The 22754-nt window shown below is 62.1% G+C and carries 21 protein-coding genes and 1 tRNA gene; 13 read left to right on the top strand and 9 right to left on the bottom strand.

Annotated features, from left to right (window positions below; translation table 11 throughout):
- Positions 1–4: 4 nt before the first annotated feature.
- The gene (locus ACFMBG_RS14535; RefSeq protein WP_421055419.1) at positions 5–217 is read right to left on the bottom strand and encodes a hypothetical protein; all 213 of its coding nucleotides are present in this window, start codon (positions 215–217) and stop codon (positions 5–7) included.
- A gap of 505 nt (positions 218–722) precedes the next feature.
- On the opposite strand from ACFMBG_RS14535, the gene ACFMBG_RS14530 reads away from it, so the two are divergent.
- The 3 genes from ACFMBG_RS14530 to ACFMBG_RS14520 all read left to right on the top strand — a co-directional run bounded on the left by ACFMBG_RS14530 (position 723) and on the right by ACFMBG_RS14520 (position 4835).
- On the top strand, positions 723–1688 hold the full coding sequence (locus ACFMBG_RS14530) for a TAXI family TRAP transporter solute-binding subunit (protein WP_421055418.1): 966 nt from the start codon (positions 723–725) through the stop codon (positions 1686–1688).
- A gap of 109 nt (positions 1689–1797) precedes the next feature.
- Positions 1798–4407 (top strand): TRAP transporter permease, encoded by a 2610-nt coding sequence (locus tag ACFMBG_RS14525; protein WP_421055417.1) that lies wholly within the window; start codon positions 1798–1800, stop codon positions 4405–4407.
- Positions 4404–4835 carry a universal stress protein gene (locus tag ACFMBG_RS14520; RefSeq protein WP_421055416.1) on the top strand — a complete coding sequence of 144 codons (432 nt, stop codon included), beginning with the start codon at positions 4404–4406 and terminating at the stop codon, positions 4833–4835. The genes ACFMBG_RS14525 and ACFMBG_RS14520 overlap by 4 nt, the downstream gene beginning before the upstream one ends.
- Positions 4836–4862: 27 nt before the next feature.
- On the opposite strand, the gene ACFMBG_RS14515 is transcribed toward ACFMBG_RS14520, so the two are convergent.
- Genes ACFMBG_RS14515 through ACFMBG_RS14505 form a run of 3 tightly spaced genes read right to left on the bottom strand, consistent with a single transcriptional unit; the run spans position 4863 to position 8972 of the window.
- A complete protein-coding gene (locus ACFMBG_RS14515) occupies positions 4863–5912 on the bottom strand; it encodes a lipocalin-like domain-containing protein (RefSeq protein ID WP_421055415.1) in 1050 nt (349 codons plus the stop codon).
- The gene (locus ACFMBG_RS14510) at positions 5902–8319 is read right to left on the bottom strand and encodes an ABC transporter permease (protein ID WP_421055414.1); all 2418 of its coding nucleotides are present in this window, start codon (positions 8317–8319) and stop codon (positions 5902–5904) included. Before ACFMBG_RS14510 ends, ACFMBG_RS14515 begins: the two co-directional genes overlap by 11 nt.
- Positions 8316–8972 (bottom strand): ABC transporter ATP-binding protein, encoded by a 657-nt coding sequence (locus ACFMBG_RS14505; RefSeq protein WP_421055413.1) that lies wholly within the window; start codon positions 8970–8972, stop codon positions 8316–8318. The genes ACFMBG_RS14510 and ACFMBG_RS14505 overlap by 4 nt, the downstream gene beginning before the upstream one ends.
- Before the next feature lie 193 nt (positions 8973–9165).
- Between ACFMBG_RS14505 and ACFMBG_RS14500 the strand changes: the two genes are divergently transcribed.
- The gene (locus tag ACFMBG_RS14500; protein ID WP_421055412.1) at positions 9166–9615 is read left to right on the top strand and encodes an ion channel; all 450 of its coding nucleotides are present in this window, start codon (positions 9166–9168) and stop codon (positions 9613–9615) included.
- Here ACFMBG_RS14500 and cls read toward each other — a convergent pair.
- A complete protein-coding gene (gene cls, locus ACFMBG_RS14495; protein WP_421055411.1) occupies positions 9612–11027 on the bottom strand; it encodes a cardiolipin synthase in 1416 nt (471 codons plus the stop codon). The genes ACFMBG_RS14500 and cls overlap by 4 nt on opposite strands.
- A gap of 146 nt (positions 11028–11173) precedes the next feature.
- Between cls and ACFMBG_RS14490 the strand changes: the two genes are divergently transcribed.
- Both ACFMBG_RS14490 and ACFMBG_RS14485 read left to right on the top strand, forming a co-directional pair.
- Positions 11174–12040: a YihY/virulence factor BrkB family protein gene (locus ACFMBG_RS14490; protein WP_421055410.1), complete on the top strand. Its 867-nt coding sequence runs from the start codon at positions 11174–11176 to the stop codon at positions 12038–12040.
- A 129-nt stretch (positions 12041–12169) separates the two neighbouring features.
- The gene (locus ACFMBG_RS14485; protein WP_421055409.1) at positions 12170–12358 is read left to right on the top strand and encodes a hypothetical protein; all 189 of its coding nucleotides are present in this window, start codon (positions 12170–12172) and stop codon (positions 12356–12358) included.
- Between the two features lie 6 nt (positions 12359–12364).
- On the opposite strand, the gene ACFMBG_RS14480 is transcribed toward ACFMBG_RS14485, so the two are convergent.
- Together ACFMBG_RS14480 and ACFMBG_RS14475 are read right to left on the bottom strand one after the other, a co-directional pair.
- A complete protein-coding gene (locus ACFMBG_RS14480; protein ID WP_421055408.1) occupies positions 12365–13081 on the bottom strand; it encodes an RlmE family RNA methyltransferase in 717 nt (238 codons plus the stop codon).
- A gap of 78 nt (positions 13082–13159) precedes the next feature.
- Positions 13160–14272 (bottom strand): Ppx/GppA phosphatase family protein, encoded by a 1113-nt coding sequence (locus ACFMBG_RS14475; RefSeq protein WP_421055407.1) that lies wholly within the window; start codon positions 14270–14272, stop codon positions 13160–13162.
- Between the two features lie 284 nt (positions 14273–14556).
- Between ACFMBG_RS14475 and ACFMBG_RS14470 the strand changes: the two genes are divergently transcribed.
- From ACFMBG_RS14470 to ACFMBG_RS14460, 3 genes are read left to right on the top strand one after another with little or no spacing between them, the layout of a single operon-like run.
- Entirely contained in the window at positions 14557–14853 is a 297-nt protein-coding gene (locus ACFMBG_RS14470) for a virulence factor (RefSeq protein WP_222475782.1), read from the top strand.
- A 27-nt stretch (positions 14854–14880) separates the two neighbouring features.
- Positions 14881–15807, top strand: coding sequence for a methylenetetrahydrofolate reductase (locus ACFMBG_RS14465; protein ID WP_421055406.1), 927 nt, complete (start codon positions 14881–14883; stop codon positions 15805–15807).
- 9 nt (positions 15808–15816) lie between these two features.
- Positions 15817–16878 carry a methyltetrahydrofolate cobalamin methyltransferase gene (locus ACFMBG_RS14460; protein ID WP_421055405.1) on the top strand — a complete coding sequence of 354 codons (1062 nt, stop codon included), beginning with the start codon at positions 15817–15819 and terminating at the stop codon, positions 16876–16878.
- Between the two features lie 498 nt (positions 16879–17376).
- Here ACFMBG_RS14460 and ACFMBG_RS14455 read toward each other — a convergent pair whose 3' ends face one another.
- Positions 17377–19404 (bottom strand): oxidoreductase, encoded by a 2028-nt coding sequence (locus ACFMBG_RS14455; protein WP_421055404.1) that lies wholly within the window; start codon positions 19402–19404, stop codon positions 17377–17379.
- 430 nt (positions 19405–19834) lie between these two features.
- A tRNA-Ser gene (locus ACFMBG_RS14450) sits at positions 19835–19924 on the bottom strand.
- Positions 19925–20042: 118 nt separating this feature from the next.
- Between ACFMBG_RS14450 and ACFMBG_RS14445 the strand changes: the two genes are divergently transcribed.
- The 4 genes from ACFMBG_RS14445 to ACFMBG_RS14430 all read left to right on the top strand — a co-directional run bounded on the left by ACFMBG_RS14445 (position 20043) and on the right by ACFMBG_RS14430 (position 22750).
- A complete protein-coding gene (locus ACFMBG_RS14445; RefSeq protein ID WP_421055403.1) occupies positions 20043–20888 on the top strand; it encodes a DUF2059 domain-containing protein in 846 nt (281 codons plus the stop codon).
- Between the two features lie 203 nt (positions 20889–21091).
- Positions 21092–21649 (top strand): 50S ribosomal protein L21, encoded by a 558-nt coding sequence (rplU, locus tag ACFMBG_RS14440; protein WP_421055402.1) that lies wholly within the window; start codon positions 21092–21094, stop codon positions 21647–21649.
- Positions 21650–21660: 11 nt separating this feature from the next.
- On the top strand, positions 21661–21930 hold the full coding sequence (gene rpmA, locus ACFMBG_RS14435) for a 50S ribosomal protein L27 (RefSeq protein ID WP_421055401.1): 270 nt from the start codon (positions 21661–21663) through the stop codon (positions 21928–21930).
- A gap of 283 nt (positions 21931–22213) precedes the next feature.
- On the top strand, positions 22214–22750 hold the full coding sequence (locus ACFMBG_RS14430; RefSeq protein ID WP_421055400.1) for a GNAT family N-acetyltransferase: 537 nt from the start codon (positions 22214–22216) through the stop codon (positions 22748–22750).
- Positions 22751–22754: the final 4 nt, after the last annotated feature.

Below are 22754 nucleotides of genomic sequence, written 5' to 3'. Positions count from 1 at the left end.
GAGTTCAGGCCTGGCGCGCCCGCAGGCCGCGTTCATGGGCTTCCGACAGGATCAGGTCCCATTTCCGCGGCGTACAGCGGAATTCCGGCTCCACATCACAGGTCAGCGGCGCGCTGGCCTCCCGGGGTATTTTGCGGGCGGCGGCGGAGACACAGCGCTCCAATGCCCAGAAATCCGTCAGCGACGGGTTGTCGTGAATTACTTGGCTCAGCAGCATTGCCGCAAGCTCCCTGTCCTGTTGCCCGCAGTTTCGGAATTTGAACCGCCGGTCAATTTTTTGTGTGACGCTTGTTAGCGCCATCCGCCGGATTTGTCACCCGGCCAATCGTTTAACAGACATAATTCAGCGTAAAAAGCGAAGCCGGACATCATCCGGCAATCGCCCGTGAGAACACAATTTCTGCGGCGCGGGAATCGCGCCGGCGCAGATTTTCCTTGCAAGAAAATTCTTCGTATGCCGGTACCTGGACGCGCCCGGAAACTGACGGGGAAAATTATCTAACTGTCGTCAATACAGAGAAAAACGCAGTTTAAAGGGGTGCGTCAATAAATAGCACTCTTGACTTGAGAGGGTGCCGGTGAAACCCTTGGGAACGTGCAAAAAAAACCGCACATGCCTTGCTTGGGTGCCGAATTCTCCGGCCGCGCGTCAAGTAAACCACCGCTTTCGCTGAACTCCGGGCAGGGCTGCAAATCATAAGACAAGTGGGAGAGACTTGATCATGAAACACACCAAGCTGGCGATCGGTGCTTTGGTGACCGCAGCCTTTATGGCTCCGGCAGCATCTGCGCAGGACTTCATCACCATCGGCACCGGCGGCGTGACCGGCGTGTATTATCCGACCGGCGGCGCCATTTGCCGTCTGGTGAACAAGGGCCGCAAGGAGCATGGCTTCAAATGCGCCGTCGAATCCACCGGCGGCTCGGTCTACAACATCAACACCATCCGCGAGGGCGAGCTGCAATTCGGCGTGGCCCAGTCCGACTGGCAGTATCACGCCTACAACGGCTCCTCCAAATTCGAGGAAGCGGGCCCGTTCGAAGGCCTGCGCGCTGTCTTCTCGGTGCATCCGGAGCCGTTCACCGTAGTGGCCCGCGCCGATGCCGGCATTTCCACCTTTGACGACCTCAAGGGGAAGCGCGTCAACATCGGCAACCCGGGTTCCGGCCAGCGCGGCACCATGGAAGTGCTGATGGAAGCCAAGGGCTGGGGCATGGAAGATTTCGCTCTGGCCACTGAGCTGAAGGCGGCAGAGCAGTCCGCGGCGCTGTGCGACAACCAGATCGACGCGATGATCTACACTGTTGGCCATCCGTCCGGCTCCATTCAGGAAGCCACAACGGCCTGTGACTCGGTGCTGGTGACCGTTGATGGCGAAGCTGTCGACAAGCTGGTTGGCGACAACTCCTTCTACCGCACCGCCACCATCCCCGGCGGCATGTACCGCGGCACCGATGAAGACGTGAAAACCTTTGGTGTGGGCGCGACCTTCGTGACCTCGGCAGACGTGTCCGAGGAAGCGGTTTACGCGGTCGTCAGCTCGGTCTTCGAAAACTTCGAGGCCTTCCAGAAGCTGCACCCGGCATTCGCGAACCTGAAGCCGGAAGAGATGATCGCGGACGGCCTGTCGGCACCGCTGCATGATGGCGCGGCCAAGTACTACAAAGAAAAAGGCTGGATCGAGTAATCCGCTGAAACGATGGGACGGGGCGCATAAGCGCCCCGTTTCCAGCCCCGGGTCCGGGGAGGGAATCTGAGGCCGCGCCGCTTTGGGCCGGCCCAAGGGGAGATTATCCATGACATCCGATGCTCAGGGAAATCGACCGCTCAGCGAAGAAGAGCTGCAGGAACTGGTCGCGTCTTCCGACGCCGGCGCCCGCGCCCCGGTGGGGAGTGTAGGGCTGTTCCTGGCGATCGTCGCAGTCATCTGGTCGGTTTTCCAAGTCGTGCTGGCCTCGCCGCTGGCCAATCAGCTGCTGCCGGGCAGCGTGATCAACAATTCAAGGCAAATCCATCTGGCGTTTGCCATTTTCCTGGCCTTTGCCGCCTATCCCGCACTTAAATCCAGCCCGCGCGATTATGTCCCGGTGCAGGACTGGATCTTTGCAATCGCGGGCACCGCCATCGCGCTTTACGGTTATATCTTCTATCAAAAAATCGTCGACTCCGGCGGCCTTGCCGATGACGTGGACAAGTGGTTTGCGCTGGCCGGCCTTCTGTTGCTGTTCGAGGCCGCCCGCCGCGCGCTGGGGCCGGCTATGGCAATCATCGCGACGATCTTCCTTCTCTATGTTTTCTTCGGCTCATCGGAATACGTGCCCGAAGTGATCCGCTGGAAAGGGGCCAGCCTGAAAAAGGCGATGAGCCACATGTGGATCACGTCTGAGGGCGTGTTCGGCATTGCCTTGGGGGTTTCCACCAAGTTCGTGTTCCTGTTCGTTCTGTTCGGCGCGCTTCTGGATAAGGCGGGCGCTGGCAACTACTTCATCAAGATGGCCTTTGGCGCGCTTGGGCACCTGCGCGGCGGCCCCGCCAAGGCGGCCGTGGTGGGTTCTGCCGCCACTGGCCTGATCTCCGGCTCTTCGATCGCCAACGTGGTCACCACCGGGACCTTCACCATCCCGCTGATGAAGCGAGTGGGCTTTACGTCAGAACAGGCGGGCTCGGTCGAGGTTGCGTCCTCCGTGAACGGGCAGATCATGCCGCCGGTGATGGGCGCTGCGGCCTTCCTGATGGTCGAGTACGTCGGCATCTCCTATGTCGAGGTGATCACCCACGCCTTCCTGCCGGCCGCCATCTCCTACATTGCGCTGGTCTACATCGTGCACCTGGAGGCGGTGAAGCGGAACATGCCGACACTGGGCAACCGGGTGGTGTCCATGGGCCGCACCATTGGCGGCATGGCGCTGTTCTTTGCCGGCTTCGCAGCACTTTGCTATGGCGTGCAGTATCCGGTGAAGTGGATCGTCGCGGCCATGCCGGGCGCCTCCGGGCTGACCCTGTCGGCACTCGTTGTGGCGGCCTATTTCGCCCTGCTGTGGCTGGCCGCTGGTGTAGATGACCTGGTGCCGGATGACCCAAATGCCGAAGAGGTCGAGCTGCCCGTCGTGGCAGAGATCTACAAGGCAGGTCTGCATTACCTGTTGCCGATCATCGTGCTGGTCTACTTCCTGATGATCGAGCAGAAGTCGCCCGGCCTGTCCGCATTCTGGGCCACCGCGCTGCTGTTCGTGATCCTGCTGACCCAGAAACCGCTCAAGGCCATCTTCCGCGGCCAGAGCGACATGGCCAATGCCTTCATGCAGGGTGTCAGCGACCTGTGGCACGGGCTGATCGACGGTGCCCGCAACATGATCGGCATCGCGCTGGCCACGGCCACCGCAGGCGTGATCGTGGGCACCGTGACGCTGACCGGTGTGGGGCAGGTGATGTCAGAGCTGGTCGAGTTCATCTCGGGCGGCAACCTGATCCTGATGCTGGTGATGGTCGGCCTCCTGTCGCTGGTTCTGGGCATGGGTCTGCCGACCACTGCCAACTACATCGTCGTCAGCTCTCTGATGGCCGGTGTGGTGGTAGAGCTAGGCGCCCAGTCCGGCCTGATCGTGCCGCTGATCGCCGTGCATCTGTTCGTGTTCTATTTTGGGATCATGGCCGATGTGACGCCGCCAGTGGGGCTTGCCAGCTTTGCGGCGGCGGCTGTTTCGGGCGGCGATGCAATCCGCACCGGGTTCACCGCCTTCTTCTACAGCCTTCGGACTGTGGCGCTGCCGTTTGTATTCATCTTCAACACCGATCTTCTGCTGATTGATGTGAACTGGATACAGGGGATCCTGGTCGCCATATCAGCGACCATCGCGATCCTGGTCTTCACCGCGGGCACCATGGGCTACTTCATCAGCCGCAACCGGATCTATGAAAGCGTCCTGCTGATCTTTGCCGCCTTTGCGCTGTTCCGGCCGGACTTCTTCATGGACCGGATCATGCCGCCGTTTACCGAAGTGCCGCCGGCCCAGCTGGTGCAGGCGCTGGATGAGGCTGAGGCAGGCGCAGAGCTGCGGATCACCGTGGAAGGGCCTGATTTCGACACCTCCGGGATCACCTCCACCACGCTGCTTCTGACGGCCGACGGCAGCGGCGGCCAGCAGGCGGTGGATGCCTACGGCCTGCTTCTTCTGGAAGAGGACGGCGTGGTAAAACTGGAGGAGCCGATGTTCGGCACTCCGGTTGCGCCCAGTCTGGAAAGCTTTGACTTCTACGCCGACGAGCCGGTGCAGATCATCGCTATCCAGGCCCCGGCCAGCCAGCTGCCCAAGGAACTGATCTTCATCCCGGCGCTGCTGCTGGTGGCGCTGATTGCGTTTCTGCAGCGCGGGCGCGCGCCTGAACAGGAAGGAGTACCGGCATGAGCAAACCCGTTCTGTGTGCCCTGGAACTGAGCGATCAGGCCCTGGACGAGAAGGTGCTGACCGAGGCCGCCAGGCTGGCGGACCTAGACGGCGCCCAGTTGGATGTCGTCAACGTCCTGCCGGATTTTGGCGAGAGCTGGGTGTCGGGCTTTTTCGAAGAGCACCACCACGAAAAGGCGGTAGAGGATGCCACCAAGCGGCTGCAGGATCTGTGCAGGAAGGTGCTGGGGGAAGAGCGCAATGCCAAGGTGCGCCATCTGGTGGCCACCGGCACAGCGTACCAGGAAATCCTGAAAGTTGCCGAAACAGCGGGCAGCGGGCTGATCGTGATCGGCGCGCATAAGCCGGACCTGAAGGACTATCTGCTCGGGCCCAATGCGGCCCGGGTGATCCGGCACTCGGATTGCTCGGTCTTTGTGGTTCGCTGAAGACCTTGGGGGCGCCTTCGGGCGCCCTTATTCGTACCCGGTCATTTCAAGGTAGCCTTTGCCGGTGTGGCTGCCGGTGACAGCAACAGGCCCCTCCCAATACGAAAACGAGGTGCCCATCCAGCTTTGAGGGTTAAGTGCCTGGACTTCCACGGAAACACCTTTCTGCGGCAGGCTTGCGCTCCAGCGTGTCGGGATCCTCCGGCCCTGTACCTCGCTGAATTCCAGAGGATTGGCCTGAAAGGTCCCCGGCTCAAGCGGCTCAGCCGTCCCATCAGCAGAAATCCAGGTGCCGGAAGTGAAATCACCGCTTTCACCCCGTAGGACAAACCCCATCAGTTTGGCACCGCTCTCAAAGCTGAGCGAAAACCAGTCCCACCCGCTTTGATCCTCAGCCAGCGGCTGGCTGGACCATTCCCTGTCGAGCCACCCATGGCCCGTGACCTCAACCGCACCGTCCGGAAGCGTCACGGTGCCGGTGATCTGGTAATGCGGCTGGGAGTAGTAATAGCTCGCCTGGCCGCTTGCGGATTTGACGGAGTAGCCGTCCTCCCCATGCAGCACCAGAGGCCCATCCGCCGTGAGCTGAAGATCATAGGAGAAGGTTTCACCCGAGGCCGTAAGCTTCAGGCTCTCAAGAGATTTTCCGGTGGAAGCCATCTGCCAGTTGTCGATCCAGGCCACGAAGGGCTGTAATGTGACACCTGCCTGGCCGATGCCGCCGCGCGCAATGCGTTCGGCAAACAGGTGCTGATCCGGCCCGGTCACCGCCGCATGGGCCATCCAGATCTGCGGGCTCTGCCAGCCATTGCCTTCGCCCGGTGCGAGCGCCGAGCGGAACAGCGTCCACTGGATGCCGTAATCCTGGCCATCCGCGCCTTCAAGATTTGCGGTCAAGTACCACCATTCAATACGGAAATCCGGGTGCGCTCCGTGGTCTTCCGGAAAGGTCAACTGGTGGCCTCGCTGCGGAATGGCAAAACCTTCAGCCTCGGTGCCCAACCCGGCATAGCCTTGAGGCTGCGCAGCCGAAGCGCAACCAGCGAAAACAAGCGCGAGTGTAATTCTAGCGTTCATTGGCAAACACCTTGAGCAGTTCGGCCGGATCCAGCCGGCTGAGCCGGCGCGCGGGCAGGGCGGCGGCCACCACGGCGGCCAGCAGCGCCAGCAGGAACAGCCGCAGCCAGTCGCCCGGGAATACATGCATGGGCAGCTTCCAGCCAAAGGCCTCGACATTAATCACCGCCAGCAGCGCCCAGGCCAGGATCAGCCCCAGCGGCAACGCCAGCACCGCGGTGATCGCGGCGAGCAAGAGGCTGCGCAGCACTTCGGTTGCGGCCAGCTGGCGGCGGCTGAGCCCCATTGCCCAGACCGGCGCCAGCTGCGGCAGGCGCTGGCTCCACAAGGTCAGCAGGCTCGTCAGCATGGCAAAGGCAGCCACCCCAAGCGTCAGCAGGTTGAGCGCTGCAGTGATGACAAATGTCTGGTCAAACACGGCCAGTGACCGCGCCTTGAGGCTCGCCTGATCGATGATGTTTTCCCTCAGGATTTCAAACCGCTCCCGCATGGCGCTGACAAGCTGCGGAACCTCCTCCGGCGGCAGCCGCAGGCCGAACTGCCGGTTAGGAACATCAGGTGCGCGGGCAAGCAACTGGTGCAGCGCGACGAGAGCCTGGCCATTGGGGTTGCCATAGTCGGAATAGATCCCGGCGATGGCCAGCTCCCATCCGGGCTCTAGCTGGAGCATTCCGCCAGGTGCCAGATCGTGGCGGCGGGCAAGCTGCTCGTTGACCAGCACAGCCTCTCCGGCCGCCAGCCGGTCCCAAACTTGCGGCAGGGCCTCCAGCAGCGGCCAGTTTTCCCGGTAAGTCGCATCGTCCACCACGCCATAGATCCGCAGCGGCGCCCCTTTGAACCGAACATCGCTGCGGCGGATGGGCAGCGCAGTAATCCCTTGGCTGTCGAGCCAATGCGCAATCTCTGCGCCCTGGGCGTCGCTTCCGGCGGTGACGTAAACCTCAGCCGCCAGGCGCTGGTCCAGCCAGCCCACGAAGGTGAGCCTGAAACTGGAAACCATTGTTCCTACGCCGATATTGGTCGCCAGCGCCAGCAGCAGCGCCATCAGCGCAAGCGACATGCCCGGCAGCTGGGCGCGCGTATCGGCCCAAAGCCATTCCGCATATGGACGCCGGGCCAGCCGCGCGCCCAGCCGGAGGCCTGCGGAAATCAGCAAGGGCAGCAGCAAAGCAGCGCCCAGCATCAGGCCGCCAAGGAAAAAGAAGCCTGCGACAAGTCCTTGGAAAATTGCGAGAATTGTGCAGCCTGCCACGATGCAAGCGACACCGGCGGCAGCAGACAATAAATGCGACCGGCCAGCCTGCTGCCCGCGGGCCAGGGTCGCTGGTGCCGCCAGAAGCGGCATCCGCCACATCTCGAAAAGCGCCTTTGCCCCGGCCAGGAATGTACCGCCAAGCGCCATGGCCAGCCCGGACAGCACCCAGCCCGGGCGCAGGGACAAGCTGCCATCGACCGGCGCCCCGTACAGCCCGGCCAGCGTCGCGCTGACGTCCGGCAAGAGCGCCGCCGCTACCAGATAGCCGCCTGCCAGACCTGCCGCGCCCGCGATCAAAGCAACCGCCGCCAGTTCCGCGGCAAACAGGCCGGCCAGGACTTGCATCGGCACACCAAGCCCGCGCAGCGTTCTGATCAACCCGCGGCGCTGCTCCAGGCTGAGGGTGATGGTGCCCTGCACGATAAACAGCCCGACCGCGAAGGAAAGCAGGCCAAAGGCGGTCAGGTTGAGGTGAAAACTGTCGGTGAGCCGCGCGGTATCCGCCGCTGCGCTTTGGGCGGCAACGCGGGAAAGCCCTGGGGCGAGCTCTGCCAGCGGTGCCAGGCCTGGGATCTGGTTTGGAAAGACCAGCAGGTAACTCAGCGTGTCCGGCTGTTTCAGCAGGCGGCTGGCCAGGCTTAAATCGGCCACCAGCACACCGCGGGGCAAGGCGCTTGTTTGGCTGACCGGGTGCTGCTGTTGTACGGCCGCAAGCTCCGCCGCAGTGTCCGGATGCGCAAAGAAGCGGCCCGGCGACAGCAGCGCGTCCAATGGCGGCGCGCCGTCCTGTTCTGCAGCCGCTGCCAAGTCCGCGACCAGCGGATGGCTGAGCAGATCAACGCCCATGATATCAAAGCTTTGCCGCCCGAACCTGATGGTGCCTTCCAGCACCGGCGCCAGGGTCCAGCCCGCCCGGCGCAGGTCTGCATACTGGTGCAGCGGGATACCGCCGCTATCCGGCACCAGCCGGTCAGCCCCGGCCGTGCCCAGCTGCTCCGCCGCCCGGGCATAGCTGGCGCGGGCCTCGCCATTGATCGCCTGAACTGCCGACCACAGGCCAGTCGCCAAAGCCAGCCCGATGATCAATGTCGCCAGCTGCAGCGGGTGGCGCCGCCAATGGGACAGAATGGCTGTCAGCGCGGCGCGGATCATGCCGCCTTGCCGTGTTTGAGGTGCAGCTGCCGGTCCAGCATCTGTGCAATGGCCGCGGAATGCGTGACAAGGAACAGTGCGGCACCGCTTTCCCGGACCAGCTCCAGCATCAGCTCCATCACCGCCGCGCTGGCGGTCTCGTCCAGGTTCCCGGTCGGCTCATCGGCCAGCAGCAGTTTGGGACGCAAAGCAAGGGCGCGCCCGATTGCAACCCGTTGCTGCTGGCCGCCTGAAAGCTGCTCCGGATAGCGGTCAAGAAGCGCGGACAGGCCGAGACGGTCTGCCAGCTGCTGGCCCCAAACCGCGTCCCAGCGGCCCCCAAGCCGCGCATGCAGTGAGATGTTCTGCCGGACGGCGAGTGAAGGGATCAGGTTAAATTGCTGGAAAACAGAAGAAACATCTTGCCTGCGAAGCGCCGCGCGCTGGCTGTCGCCGAGGTCTGAGAGACGCGTCTCTCCGACCTCGATCTCGCCGCTGTCGAAATGGTCCAGCGCTCCGGCCAGGTGCAGCAGGGTGCTTTTGCCGGAACCGCTGTCACCCGTCAGGGCCAGGCTGGTTCCGGCTGCCAGGTCCAGGGAGACGCCGCGCAGCACCGCGGTTTCTGCGGTTTGGCCAGGATAAGCCTTGGTCACGTTGCGGATTTTCAGAACCATCCTGCGGCATCCTCCGGCGTTTGGCCGTCCGTTCCTGCAAATGCACTCAATACCTCTGGCCCTTGGAAGTCCAGTGCGGCACAAAGACAGGGCCGGATGCCCGCTGCTGGCGATCCTTGATACAAGTGTTTAAGAACAGAAACCAATTGAGCGGCCAGGAGTGGCCAGGCTACCGACGGACACGAGGGCCGGAATGACACTGTGGAACCAGTTGCTGTGGGGCTCGATCTATCTGAGCGTCTGTCTGATCCTGGAGATCTCGGTTCTGGTCTGGTGTGCGTCAGTTCTGAACAAGCTGTCCGCCCGCTTTGCCAAACCCTACCGGCGATGGCAGATCGGCCTGATGCTGGTGGCAGCGATCTTCATCATTCTTGGCGGCCACACTGCTCAGGTGTGGATCTGGTCCTCGGCCTTTGTTCTGGTTGGCGCGCTTGATGACTGGAACACCTCCGTCTATTTCTCGCTCGCGACCTATACCACGCTGGGCTACGGAGATGTGGTGCTGGGGCCGGCGCTGCGGATCTTTGCCGCCTTTGCAGCCGTAACCGGGCTGTTCGGCTTCGGCATCAGCACGGCCTTTCTGGTCAGCGCTATGGGACGGCTGTTTTCCCTGAATGGCCAGACGGATGACCACGAGGATTAAAGCACCGGAGCCAGCAGCCGGGCCACCGGGGCCAGCAGCCGGATGCTGAGTTTCTGGCGCTCCAGCGGCACGCTAAGCTCGGTAGAGCGTTGAAAATCCTGACCCAGCATTGCTGCAATTTGCGTGGCGGAATTCTGGTCGAAGAACAGCGCCATCGTCTCAAAATTCAGGCGGAAGGAGCGGTTGTCCAGATTGGCGGTGCCAACACCTGAGATCGTGTCATCAACCACAAAGCACTTCTGATGCATGAAGCCGCCCTGGTAGCGCATAATGCGCACGCCTGCGTCCCGCAGTTCGTCGAAATAGGCAAAAGATGCAAGCCAAGGCAGGACATGATCGACGGTTTCCGGCAACAGGATCCGGACATCCAGTCCGCGCAACGCCGCGTGCTTCAAGGCGGCAAAGACATCCTGATCCGGAACGAAATAGGGCGAGGCCAGCCACACTCTCTCCTCCGCCGCAGAAATGGCGGAGAAGTAGAGCATCGAGCCGTTGCCGGTGGTGTCACCGGGCCCGGTGGAGGCAATCAGGGCCGGGCGGTCCTGCGGCGAAACGGAAGCTTCCCAGTTCAGCAAGTCCAGAACCGGTTCCTGGGTGCGCCAGTGCCAGTCTTCCGCAAACGAAAGCTGAAGCTGCTGAACCACTGGACCGGTGAGGCGCACATGGGTGTCGCGCCACGGACCAAAAGCGGGGTCAAGCCCCATATATTCATCCCCGACGTTCAGGCCGCCGGTAAACCCGATGCGGCCGTCCACGACAACGGTTTTCCGGTGATTGCGGAAGTTGATCCGCAGCCGGTGCCAGGGGCCCCGCTGAACCGCCGGGTCGATGAGATTGACACCGGCGTCCTCCAGCGCGCTGGTGTAGGCGCGCGGCAGCTTGCGGCTGCCGATGCTGTCGGTCATGAACCAGATGGTCACCCCGCGCTCTGCCGCGGCGATCAGCCGTTTTTGCAGCGCCATGCCCAAGTCGTCCGCATGCAGGATATAATACTGCACAAGGATGTATTCCTGTGCGTTTTCAACAGCCTCGAAGATGGCTTTGAAGGTTTCCGGACCATCGGCAAGCAGCGTCATGCCATTGCCGCGGCACACGTTCATGCCGGCAATCACTTCAAACGGGCTGGTGTTGACCGGCAGTTCATGTGCGTCCTCAGATTGGGCGCTGGTATAATTGCGGGTGGCAATCACCGCCTGTTCCGCGCGGCGGCGGGCTTTCCAATAACCTCTGAACCTGTGATGCCCGAAGATCATGTAAGCGGGCAGGGCAACGACTGGCGCTGCCAGCAGGAACACCACCCAGCCGATTGCTCCTTGCGGTGTGCGGGCCGTCCGGGCCGCGCTCAGGGCGGCCAGCCCGGCCGCCGTCCAGGTTGCGATCAGCACGCCCGTGCTGAAAATTAGCCAGAACATTCCGGAACCCCGAATTAGCACCTTTGCATTTACCTAGTATGCGAACCGCCTGCACGCCATAGGCGGTTATGCTACAGGGATCAGTAAAACCGCATAAAGGGTCATTGCTGCTGGATATTTGCCGGCGGCTGTGGAACCTTGCCTGCATGCCGATCCTGCCCCCTCTGAGCCGCTGGCCCGCAGCTTTGCTGACCGCCGCCCGCCGTTTCGACCGGAAGAACGGCTGGGTCATGAGCAGCCATATCGCGATGTCGATGATGCTGGCGCTGTTTCCTTTTGTTCTGTTCACGGTTGCGCTGGCGGGCACGGTCGCCGAGATGCTGTCGCAAGAGGTGGAGATGGACCTGATGACCGAGCAGGTTTTCAGCGTCTGGCCGGACGCCGTGGCGCGGCCAATTCTGACCGAACTGAAGGCGGTGCTGCGAACATCAAACACCCAGCTTGTGACCTTGGGGGGCCTGTTCGCGCTCTACTTTGCGTCCAACGGTGTTGATGCGGTGCGGGTGGCCATGGTGCAGGCCTATCATGACACCGACACCCGGCCGTTCTGGCGCGCGCGGGCCTTGTGCATCGGGCTGGTCATCATGGGTGGGGCAGGCGTTCTGGCAGTGGCCTTTTTCGAGGTTTTCCTGCCGCTGTATGTGCGGCACATCACCAAGCTGCTGCCCTTTGCCACCGTGCCGCAGGGCTGGGAGCAGGGGCTGAGCGGTATCCTGGCACTGGCGCTGCCCGTCGGCGCGGTGCTGGCCTTTCACATCCTGCTGCCAGGCCGGGTGCACCGGCTGCGGCGGATCCTGCCGGGCGCGGTGCTGACCCTGCTGCTGTGGCTGGCCTGCGGCAGCGGTTTTGCGATCTATGTGAGCTCGTTTGCTCAGTACTCAGCCACTTATGCCGGCCTCGCCGGAGCAATGGCGGCAATGATCTTCCTTTATCTGAACTCGGTCATTCTGATCCTGGGGGCTGAATTCAACGGGGCGCTGATAGACATGGCCAACGGGATGGGACGGATCTGACATCTGCGGGTTTTGTGCAACTGTTTCCGTATTTGCAACAATAAGGCAGCCTTGCCACAATTGAGCCCAGCTTCCGGCTCAATCCCCTTTTACCTCTGCAAGAAAGCAGCGTAACCAGAAGGGGCCATCATGACAAAACTGCAAAGCAAACTGCGCGACATGCGCCTGTTCGAGCTGATGCGCCAGCGTGAAATGGCCAGCCGCGTCAGCCGCAAGCTGCGGGTCTCGCGGCTGACTGATGACGACGGCGAGGAAGCGATCCTGCTGCGCACGCTGGCAAGCCGGTCGCTGACAACCCCGCACAACCGGCCTGTCTGATCCCGCTTAGCCGCGGAATCCAGTGGCGACGACAAATTTCTCGGAGCTGTCCGACCGCGAGGAGGGCGGCTTCATGTTCATCACCTTTGTGAACTTCTGCTTCAGCAGCTTCTGAAGCTCGCCCTCGGCACCGCCGGCCAGAACCTTGGCGACAAAGGTGCCGCCCTCTTCCAGCACGTCAAAGGCAAAATAGGCCGCGGTTTCGCACAGCGAGATGATCCGCAGATGGTCGGTCTGCTTGTGGCCGGAGCTGGCCGCCGCCATGTCCGACATCACCACATCCGCCTTGCCGCCCAGCCATTCCTTGACCTTGTCGTCGGCGCCGTCGTCCATGAAGTCGAGCTGGTGGAATTCGGCCCCCGCCAGCGGCTCGACCTCCTGCAGGTCGACGCCGATGATGCGGCCGACCGCCTTGCCCGGCTTTTCCCCCAGGGCATTGATCCGCTTGACCGCAACTTGGGCCCAGCCGCCCGGCGCGCAGCCCAGGTCGACAACACGGGCACCATTGACCAGGAACCGGAATTTGTCGTCCAGCTCCATGATCTTGTAGGCGGCGCGGCCGCGGTAACCCTCGGCCTGGGCCCGTTTTACATAGGGGTCGTTCAACTGCCGCTGCAGCCAGCGGGTCGAGCTGAGCTTGCGTCCGCGGGCCGACTTCACCTTGACCTTCAGGTCGCGCTGTCCGCGACCGGATGTGTTTTTACCTGTCGGTGTCTTAGCCATTTCCGCCACCATTTGCGCCGGGGTGCGGAATTTTGCAAAAAATTCCGGCCCGGAAAAATCCAATTTTTCCGGCCCCGCCTAGTAGGGGCCGTCCTCCAGAACGCCATCCGCGCTCATCTGCGCATAGAGCAGGCCCTCGCGCAGCCCGCGGTCCGCAACCGACAGCCGGTCGGTGGGCCAGCAGCGCAGCAGCGCTTGCAGGATGGCGGAGCCGGACATGATCAGAGCCTGCCGGTCCTCGCCGATGCGGGGGTCGCGGCGGCGGCCCTGAGGGCCGAGTTCTAGATAACCCCGGATCACCTTGTCAATCTGATCGCTGGTCATCCGCAGACCGTCCACCTTGGTGCGGTCATAGCGTTTGAGCCCCAGATGCGATGCGGCAACTGTTGTCACGGTGCCGGAGGTGCCAACGATCTGAAAGCCCTCGCGCGTCTGCTCGTCCTTGTAGGGCGCAAAATCCGCCAGGTTTTCCTCAAAGAACCAGCTCATCAGTGCAAAGCGGGCGGCATCATCCTCCACATCGTTGAACTGATCGCGCAAGGTTGCCACCCCCAGCGGCACGGAAATCCAGTCCACCACCTTGGCCGCCGGGAAGGGGCTCTCGGTCGTGTGGAACCCGTTATGCAGCCGCATGATGGCCGACGGCCGGTCGCGCCGCGGCACCGAGGAGATATCGATCCACACCAGCTCGGTCGAGCCGCCGCCGATATCGACGACCAGCAGCTGTTCCGTTTTGGTCGAAACCAAGGGCGCGCAGGAGATTACCGCAAGCCGCGCCTCTTCCTCCGGCTGGATGATTTCCAGCGTCAGGCCGGTCTCCCGTTTCACCTGCCGGATAAAATCGCGCGCGTTCTTCGCCCGGCGGCAGGCCTCGGTCGCCACCAGCCGCATCCGTTTGACCTTGTTGCGTTTCAGTTTCTGCTGACAGATCCGCAGCGCCTGAATGGTGCGCGCCATCGAAGACCGCGACAGCCGTCCGGTCCGCTCCAGCCCGGCGCCCAATTGCACCGACTTGGAGAAACTGTCCACCACATGAATGCCGCTGCCCTTGGGCTGGGCGATCAGCATGCGGCAGCTATTTGTACCCAGATCCAGCGCCGCATACAGCGCGTCGGGATCGGGCCGGGCCGGTGCAGGGGTCTCAACCGCCTTGGGAAACGCGCCCGCACCTTTCGAGCGCCTGGGCGCCATGATTCACGCCCTCCGATTATCGTGTTAACTGTGACAATAGGTGCGCAGCTGCGGCGGTGCAAGCTCCAGCCGCCAGAAGCGGAGCAATTTCCGCCGCCTAGCGGGTTTCTCATAATCCACATGAATATTTTGGCGGAAAACCCCTGTGGCATTCGAAGGTGCACAAAGCTAGTGTCCCGGCAGCAAAACGTCGCTCAATCCCATCGTGTTGTCGAAAATCGACCAACTTACTGAGCGCCACCGCACTAGAACGTGGTCTATCCAGGCTAGGAGGAAAGCAAGGCATGCCCGACGTTACGATCGTATACTGGCGCGATATCCCCGCGCAGGTCATCGTTGGCAAAGGCCGCCGCGGCGCCAAACGGCAGCTCGAAGAGCGGTTCGAGCAGGCCATCGACCGCGCGGCCATGAAGGTGAACGCCAAGGACGCAGACGCCTATCTTGCCGAGTGGCGCAAGGCCGAGCCGTTTGCTGCCGAGGGCGAGGCTGCCGAGATTGCCGAGGCCGAAGCAACCCGCCTGGAAACGGAATACGATCAGGACCGCCTGAAGGCGCTGATCGCAAATGACGGATGGGCGTGAGCCTGACACCACTTATGGGAGGCCGTGATGGCTTTGCTGAACTTTAAAAAACGTGACTCTGGCGCTGCCCAGCCCGTCAACCCGCAGGTCGAGGCCTTCCTGCAGGGCTATTCGATCGAGGTGATGCCGCGCACCGCCGAGAAGGTCGACGATTTCCGCGACCTGCTGCCGGCCGGCACCCGCGTTTACATCGCGCACATCGAAGGCACCCCGATCGAGGACATGGTGGCCACCGCCAAGCGCCTCAACGCCGAAGGCTTCCCGGTGATGCCGCACTTCCCGGCGCGTATCATCAAGGACGAGGCCACCCTGGCCGACTGGATTGCCCGCTACCAGGGCGAAGCCGACGTCAAGCAGGCGCTGATGCTGGCTGGCGGCGTGGCCAAGCCGCATGGCGACTTCCACAGCTCCATGCAGCTGCTGGAAACCGGCCTGTTCGACAAAGCTGGTTTCACCAACCTGCACGTTGCCGGCCACCCGGAAGGCAACAAGGACATCGACCCGGACGGCTCCACCAAGAACGTCTCCGAAGCAGTGCAGTGGAAGCAGAAATTCTCCGAGCGCACCGACGCCAAGATGGCGCTGGCCACCCAGTTCGCCTTCGAAGCCAAGCCGATCATTGCGTGGGCAAACGGCCTCAAGGCGGCAGGTGTTGACCTGCCGATCCACATCGGCATCGCCGGCCCGGCCAAGCTGCAGACCCTGATCAAATTCGCGATTGCCTGCGGCGTGGGTCCGTCGCTGAAGGTCCTGCAGAAGCGCGCAATGGACGTGTCCAAGCTGCTGCTGCCTTATGAGCCGACCGACGTTGTTGCCGAACTGGCGGCCTACAAGGCCGAAAACCCGGATTTCAATATCACCAACGTTCATTTCTTCCCGCTGGGCGGCATCAAGAGCAATGCCACCTGGGCCATCAACAACGGCGGCGCCTCGGCGAAGCCGGTCAACTCCTAAGGATCAACAATGACCCGTACAGTCGTAGAATCAAAAACCAAAACCGCGATCCTGGGCTTTGATCAGCCGTTCTGCGTGATCGGCGAACGCATCAACCCGACCGGCCGCAAGAAGCTGGCGGCCGAGCTGGAAGCGGGCGATTTCTCCACCGTCGAGAAGGACGCGCTGGCCCAGGTGATGGCTGGCGCCAACATCCTCGATATCAACGCGGGCGTGGTCTACAACTCGAACCCGAACCCGAACGAGACCGAGCCGCCGCTGATGACCAAGATCGTCGAGCTGGTGCAGGGCCTCACCGATGTGCCGCTGTGCATCGACTCCTCGGTTCCGGGCGCGCTGGAAGCCGGCCTGCAGGCAGCCGAAGGCCGCCCGCTGCTGAACTCCGTCACCGGCGAGGAAGAGCGCCTGGAGCACGTTCTGCCGCTGGTCAAGAAGTACAACGTGCCGGTCGTGGCGATCTCCAACGACGACACCGGCATCTCGGAAGACCCCGATGTCCGTTTCGCGGTGGCCAAGAAGATCGTCGAGCGCGCAGCCGATTTCGGCATCCCTGCGCATGACATCGTGGTTGACCCGCTGGTGATGCCGATCGGCGCCATGGCGACCGCTGGCCAGCAGGTGTTCGCCCTGGTCCGCCGCCTGCGCGAAGAACTGGGCGTGAACACCACCTGCGGTGCGTCCAACATCTCCTTCGGCCTGCCGAACCGTCACGGCATCAACAACGCCTTCCTGCCAATGGCAATGGGTGCGGGCATGACCTCCGCGATCATGAACCCGGTGGCGCTGCCGGTTACACAGAAGGCAATCGCCGAAAAGAAGGCCCTGGTCGAAGCGGCCGGCATCATCCTGCCGGAAGGCATGGATGACGAGGCGTTTGTGACCATGTTCGGCCTGGGATCGACCCAGCCGCGCGCCGGCAAGGAAATGGAGGCCATCCGTGCCGCCAACCTGCTGACCAACAACGACCCGCACGGCGGTGATTGGATCAAGTTCAACAAGCCGCCGGCAGCCGAAGGTGAAGAGACCCGCGGCCGTGGCGGCCGCGCCGGCGGACGCCGCCGCCGCGCCTGATCCGCGCAAGGCACGAATAGCCGTAGGCCGGACGGAAACGTCCGGCCTTTTTTCGTTTAATTGAGTGGTGTTAGATAAAGACTTTCAGGCAAGCTGCTATCGGCAGTCCAAGCGGCAGGGGCAAACGCGAAGCATCATTCCGTGGGGGAAGCACGTGTTGATTGGGAGGCGGTCTATAGGGGAAAGTGGCGGAGAGACAGGGATTCGAACCCTGGGTGGGCTTGCACCCACAACGGTTTTCGAGACCGTTTCCGAGGACGTGCGCAGAAGGTTTACATCAATAAAATAAGGACTTTGTGACGGTGGATTAGGCAATCTCGGCACAGAAAGAAGGCAGGGGTGTCATAGAAAAGTGTCACAGTAAGCGGAGCTGGATGCGCCTATTGAGCGCTCGCTCAATAGGGAGGAGTCTTTCTGAAAGGGCGGTTTCCGGCCATTCTCTGCGTTCTGCTTGAACGTCCGCTCCCCACCTTCAGCAATAGATGCGCGTGGTTTTGTTCAGACCAAATTGCAAATACGCAAGGCGTCGAGAATTGCGGCGTGCATATTGCGGCCTGCGACTGCGTCACCAATGCGAGCCAGATGAAACTGGCCGGTCTGCTCTTCGTCCTTGAACGGGAACACGCCATTGATCAGCGCTTTGTGGTCGATCTGTCCAAGGTTTCGCGAGCTTGGCTTAAGGTCATGATAGAGCTCATCTATTGGGGTCAAGCCATGCTCGACGACCACGTGGTCGACAAAACGTTCGGTGATATCGCCCGTCAATACATGGCGCAGGCAGACGCGAACCTGGTTTCCCTCGCGTGTCAGAGTGTGGAGTTCTTGAAGGCAGGTGAAGGTAACGCCATTGGCGGCCAGATCGCGCAAGGCGACGGCTGAGACCGTTGGGCCAAGGTCATGCAGAAGCGCCCGGTCGGGGGTCACAAACTCGACGCTGTAACCGGCGCCTGCGAGCGTGTCGGCCGTGACCGCGGCGGGGTGGTCGCCGACCTCGTCGAACAAAAGCACCTCGCCCGAGACACGCGCTTCTCCGGAAAGCACCTCCCAGCTGGAGAGCGCCAGATCGCCGCCGGGGATGGCCAATGGCCCTGGCCAGCCGCCGGTGGCAATGATGACCAGATCCGGGGCCTCCGCGAGCACGTCAGCAGCTTCGGCATAGGTATTCAGGCGGAGGCCAACGCCGAGTGCGGTCACCTCGGAAATCAGCCAGTCGGCAACGCCCCAGACCTGCCTGCGTGTCATGCCCTTGGCGGCCAGAACGAGCTGCCCACCCAGCCGGTCTGACGCCTCGAACAGAACAACATCGTGACCGCGCAGGGCACTGACCCGCGCGGCCTCCAGGCCGCCAGGCCCGCCGCCGACAACAACCACCTTCCTTCGGGTGCTGCTGGCCGGAATGACATGGGGCAAAGTTTGCTCCCGCCCGGTGGCGGCATTGTGCCCGCATACGGCGGGCTTGCCCTGATTGACCCGGTCCACGCAATACCCGAGGCCGACACAGGGGCGGATGCGTTCCTCTTCCCCGCGTGCGAGTTTTGCCACCAGATAGGGATCGGCCATCTGCGCGCGCGTCATGCCCACCAGATCGACATGGCCGCCGGAAACCGCGTGGCGGGCGGTTGCGATGTCGGCGATGCCACCTGCGTGCAGGATCGGCAGGCTGACGGCCTCGCGAATGCGCCCGGCCACGGTGATATGCGGGGCGGCGGGCAGGCCCATAGGGCGCACCCATTCCGCAAGACCAAGGTCATCGTAGGGCGCCCCGGCCAGGATGTTGAGCAGGTCGACATGGCAACTGTCCTCCAGCATCCGGGCGGCGGCGACGCAGTCCTCGGCGTTCAGCCCGCCCTCGGTCAACTCATCGCCGGTGATGCGCATGGACAGAATGAACTTCGGGCCGACCTCTGCGCGCACGGCGTCCAGAACCTGCAGGGTCAGGCGCATGCGGTTCTCCAAAGGTCCACCATAGTCATCGTCGCGTTGGTTGGTCAGGGGGGACAGAAACTGGCCCAGCAGGTGCGAGTGGGACAGAATCTCGATCCCATCGAACCCGCCTTGCTGACAGCGCCGCGCCGCGGCGGCAAAATCGCCGATCACCCGGTCGATGTCCTCTTGTTCCATCACTTTGGGAAAGGCGCGGTGTGCGCGTTCGCGGACTCCGGAGGGTGCCAGAACCGGCAGCCAATGCCCGTCGTCCCAAGCGGTTCGGCGACCCATATGGGTGATCTGGCACATGACAGCGGCCCCGTGCGCGTGAACGCCATCCGTGAGCTTCCGGAACCAGGGAATGATACTGTCGTCGCCAGCATAGAGTTGGCCGAACACAGAGGGGCTGTCGGGGGCGATATTGGTCGATCCTCCGATCATGGTCAGGGCAACGCCACCCTTGGCCTTCTCTTCGTGATACAGCCTGTAGCGGTCCCGCGGGTGGCCGTCCTCGACATAGTTGGGAGCATGAGATGTGCTTACGATACGGTTGCGCAGCGTCAGGTGCTTGAGCTGAAACGGATCAAGTAGTTTAGCCACGATTATTTTCCTTCGGTCACACCACCAGTTTGAAAGCCGCTCTGCGTCGGGTCCGCTGACCCGCTTCAATGTCCGATAAGGTGCGTTATTGAAGGTATGCTACTTGTGAAGTTCGCATGAGATTTCACCGCTTCCGACACGGAGCCTCAAAAAGACGACCAGACCAAGTGACACAAATGTGGAAACCGCGTTAGGCAGAGAGGGGACCTGACACTCGCCGCACGATCCACCAATGGTGGCAATGGGCCGAATGGGAGCTGGGCGGAAAGACGTGCTGGCCTAAGCAGACTTGTTTGCCGAATGCGGAAAACTATTTTGGTCTATTTGCAAACGAACCCATCTGTTGTTCAATGGAAAGACCGCCTGATAGTATAAGCAGCATGCTATTGCGCGTCGTTCTTTGTAGAGTGTCGCGATCTCAGGGGGAAAGTGGCGGAGAGACAGGGATTCGAACCCTGGGTGGGCTTGCACCCACAACGGTTTTCGAGACCGCCCCGTTCGACCACTCCGGCACCTCTCCGCGGGGGGTGAGGCGCGGTTTAATGTTGATTCCGGACCGGCGCAAGGGCGAAATGCGCCTTTGCCAAAAAAAGCCGGATTTCCGTTGCCAGCCAAAGGTTTTTGCCTAGATTTGCCCTATGCAGATGATTACCCCAATCCCCGCTGTGCTCGTGCGTTTCCTTGCTGTGCTGTGTTTGGCCATGGCGGCCCTGCCGGCTTTGGCTGCAGACAGGGAGCGGGTGAAGACGTTCTTGGAGGTGACCGGGTTTGATGTGGCGCTCGACAGTATTGCGCTGTCCGCCTCAAGCGCGCCGGAAATGCTGGGTTTCGATACCGGTGCCTTTGGCAGCCAGTGGACCGCCTTGTCCGAAGAAGTGTTCGATACACGGGAAATGCGCGGGCTTGCCCTGGAAATCCTGGAGAAGACCCTGGACGATGAGGCGCTGGACCATGCCGCAGCCTTTTACGCCAGCGATCTGGGCAAGCGCCTGGTGCGGGCGGAAAACGCCTCCCACATGGTTGAAGATGACGAGGTAAAGCAGCTGGCGGGCAACCGGATCATCTCCGATCTGGTCAAGGAAGGCAGCGAGCGTGTTGCCATGTACCAGCGCATGGGAACGGCCATTGATGCGGCCGGCACCGGCGTAAAGGCGCTGCAGCAGATCCAGTTCCGCTTTCTGATGGCCGCCGCCGCTGCCGGTGTGATCGAACTGGAACTGGACGCAGACGGCCTTCGGGCGCTGATGAAGGAGCAGGAAGGGGACCTGCGCCTCAGCCTGCAGGCCTCCAGCCTGGCGGCCTCTGCCTACACCTATCAGGAGTTCACCGACGCCGAGGTCCAGACCTATGTCGAGGCGCTGGAGGAGGCGCCGATGCAGCGGGTCTACGAGCTGCTGAATGCGGTGCAATATGAAATCACCGCCAACCGCTTTGAGGAACTGGCCCACCGGATGGCGGAGCTGACACCGGGGCAGGATATCTGAACCCGGCAAGCCATTGGCGCTACCTGTGGAAAACGGTTGACAGCCTTGGCATTCCGAACCATAAGCCCGCATCCCGGCCCGGAATCCGCGTGCCGGGATTCACTTGTAATCCGCCCTGCAAACGGGCGCGCTGTTCGAGGCGGCATCAGCCGGAACGCCCGCAAGGGGGGCCGTAGGACGCGGTAAGAAAAGGAAAGACGCACATGTTTGCGGTCCTCAAGACTGGCGGCAAGCAGTACAAGGTTCAGGCGGGCGATGTGCTCCGCGTTGAAAAGCTTGCTGCAGATGCTGGCGACACCATCCAGTTCGACGAAGTTCTGATGCTTGGCGGCGACGCACCCGTTGTGGGCGCTCCGCTGGTGGAAGGCGCTGCCGTGAAGGCAGAAGTGATCGACCAGATCAAAGGCGAAAAGCTGATCAACTTTGTGAAGCGCCGCCGGAAGCACTCCTCCAAGCGCACCAAAGGCCACCGTCAGAAACTGACCCTGGTCCGGATCACCGAGATCCTGGCATCGGGTGCAACCAAAGCTGCTCCGAAAGCCGCTGCCAAAGCTGCCCCGGCCGCTGAAGCTGCTGCAGGCGCAGACGACCTGACCAAGCTGACCGGCGTCGGCCCCGCAGCTGCCAAGAAACTGGCAGAAGCAGGCCTCACCAGCTTTGCCCAGATCGCAGCCTTGTCCGAAGACGACATTGCTGGTATCGAGGCAATCAAAGTGAAGCCCGAGTGGGTTGAGCAGGCCAAAGAGCTGGCCAAAGGCTAAGGAGAGAGAGAATGGCACATAAAAAAGCTGGCGGTTCCTCCCGTAACGGCCGCGACTCTGCCGGTCGCCGCCTTGGCGTGAAACTCTACGGTGGCCAGGCGGCCATCGCAGGCAACATCATCGTGCGTCAGCGCGGCACCAAGTTCTGGCCGGGCGAAGGCGTGGGCATTGGCAAGGACCACACTCTGTTTGCCACTGCTAACGGTGCTGTAAGCTTCCGCAAAGGCCTGAAAGGCCGCACCTTTGTATCGGTTCTCCCAGTGGCGGAGGCCGCTGAGTAAGCCGACCCGAAGGGTAAAGAAGTCTTTAGGGGGATCGGCTATATAGCCGGTCCCCTTTTCTGTTTTGCGTAAGCGAGTATCTGATGATTTTTCCTGCAGGGGCCATTGCCCGCAATGCAGCGCTGCCGCTCCCGGGTGTTCACGCCCGGCCAACGGGAAGTTTTGCCCCATTTGAAGGGGGTGCGTCTTGCCGTCGGGGCAGGGCGTGCCCATCTGAAATTGGCCGCCATAAAAAACAGGGCATTGTCCGCCCGTACAAATTCGGCAGAGGAGGAGCACATTCATGAACCTGGATCAAATCGTGTGCCAGCAGGTGATCGAAACCGAGCGTTTCATTCTGCGGCCGCTGCGAAAATCTGACGCCGGTCTGATCGAGCATTATGTCAGCGATGAACGCGTCGCCCGCATGACCCGGTCGATCCCGCACCCGCTGCCGCCCGGCGCGGCAGAAGCCTTTGTGGCGCGCGCCATGGCGGATGACCGCGACGAGGATGTCTGGGTGATTGACGGCACCGTTGATGGCGACGCCGAACTGAAGGGTGTGATCGGCCTCAAGCGGATGGACCGCAACCAGTCGGAGGTGTCCTATTGGACCGCGCCGCCGTTTTGGAATACCGGGCTAGCCTCTGCGGCACTCAAGGCGCTTGTCGATGCAAATCCGCAAAACAACGCGGCGATGTTCGCCTCGGTGTTTCAGGATAATCCCGCCTCGGCCCGTGTGCTGATCCATTGCGGCTTTGACTACCTTGGCGACGCCGAGAGCTTTTCCGTCGCGCGCGATGCCACTGTCCCAACCTGGACCTACAGCCGAAAACTGTGATTGG

Origin of the sequence: Leisingera coralii (assembly GCF_049056525.1) — a bacterium.
In the GTDB taxonomy this organism is placed as follows: domain Bacteria; phylum Pseudomonadota; class Alphaproteobacteria; order Rhodobacterales; family Rhodobacteraceae; genus Leisingera; species Leisingera coralii.
This window is presented reverse-complemented; position numbering and strand designations above follow the sequence as displayed.

Excerpts from the sequence above, each read along its gene's own strand:
- cls (WP_421055411.1), bottom strand. The coding sequence starts at position 11,027 with ATGTTCTGGCTAATTTTCAGCACGGGCGTGCTGATCGCAACCTGGACG.
- ACFMBG_RS14515 (WP_421055415.1), bottom strand. The coding sequence starts at position 5,912 with ATGAACGCTAGAATTACACTCGCGCTTGTTTTCGCTGGTTGCGCTTCG.
- ACFMBG_RS14445 (WP_421055403.1), top strand. The coding sequence starts at position 20,043 with ATGCAGATGATTACCCCAATCCCCGCTGTGCTCGTGCGTTTCCTTGCT.
- ACFMBG_RS14535 (WP_421055419.1), bottom strand. The coding sequence starts at position 217 with ATGCTGCTGAGCCAAGTAATTCACGACAACCCGTCGCTGACGGATTTC.
- ACFMBG_RS14460 (WP_421055405.1), top strand. The coding sequence starts at position 15,817 with ATGACCCGTACAGTCGTAGAATCAAAAACCAAAACCGCGATCCTGGGC.
- ACFMBG_RS14465 (WP_421055406.1), top strand. The coding sequence starts at position 14,881 with ATGGCTTTGCTGAACTTTAAAAAACGTGACTCTGGCGCTGCCCAGCCC.
- ACFMBG_RS14525 (WP_421055417.1), top strand. The coding sequence starts at position 1,798 with ATGACATCCGATGCTCAGGGAAATCGACCGCTCAGCGAAGAAGAGCTG.
- ACFMBG_RS14505 (WP_421055413.1), bottom strand. The coding sequence starts at position 8,972 with ATGGTTCTGAAAATCCGCAACGTGACCAAGGCTTATCCTGGCCAAACC.
- ACFMBG_RS14480 (WP_421055408.1), bottom strand. The coding sequence starts at position 13,081 with ATGGCTAAGACACCGACAGGTAAAAACACATCCGGTCGCGGACAGCGC.
- ACFMBG_RS14530 (WP_421055418.1), top strand. The coding sequence starts at position 723 with ATGAAACACACCAAGCTGGCGATCGGTGCTTTGGTGACCGCAGCCTTT.
- ACFMBG_RS14475 (WP_421055407.1), bottom strand. The coding sequence starts at position 14,272 with ATGGCGCCCAGGCGCTCGAAAGGTGCGGGCGCGTTTCCCAAGGCGGTT.
- rplU (WP_421055402.1), top strand. The coding sequence starts at position 21,092 with ATGTTTGCGGTCCTCAAGACTGGCGGCAAGCAGTACAAGGTTCAGGCG.
- rpmA (WP_421055401.1), top strand. The coding sequence starts at position 21,661 with ATGGCACATAAAAAAGCTGGCGGTTCCTCCCGTAACGGCCGCGACTCT.
- ACFMBG_RS14430 (WP_421055400.1), top strand. The coding sequence starts at position 22,214 with ATGAACCTGGATCAAATCGTGTGCCAGCAGGTGATCGAAACCGAGCGT.
- ACFMBG_RS14490 (WP_421055410.1), top strand. The coding sequence starts at position 11,174 with ATGCCGATCCTGCCCCCTCTGAGCCGCTGGCCCGCAGCTTTGCTGACC.
- ACFMBG_RS14470 (WP_222475782.1), top strand. The coding sequence starts at position 14,557 with ATGCCCGACGTTACGATCGTATACTGGCGCGATATCCCCGCGCAGGTC.
- ACFMBG_RS14500 (WP_421055412.1), top strand. The coding sequence starts at position 9,166 with ATGACACTGTGGAACCAGTTGCTGTGGGGCTCGATCTATCTGAGCGTC.
- ACFMBG_RS14485 (WP_421055409.1), top strand. The coding sequence starts at position 12,170 with ATGACAAAACTGCAAAGCAAACTGCGCGACATGCGCCTGTTCGAGCTG.
- ACFMBG_RS14510 (WP_421055414.1), bottom strand. The coding sequence starts at position 8,319 with ATGATCCGCGCCGCGCTGACAGCCATTCTGTCCCATTGGCGGCGCCAC.
- ACFMBG_RS14520 (WP_421055416.1), top strand. The coding sequence starts at position 4,404 with ATGAGCAAACCCGTTCTGTGTGCCCTGGAACTGAGCGATCAGGCCCTG.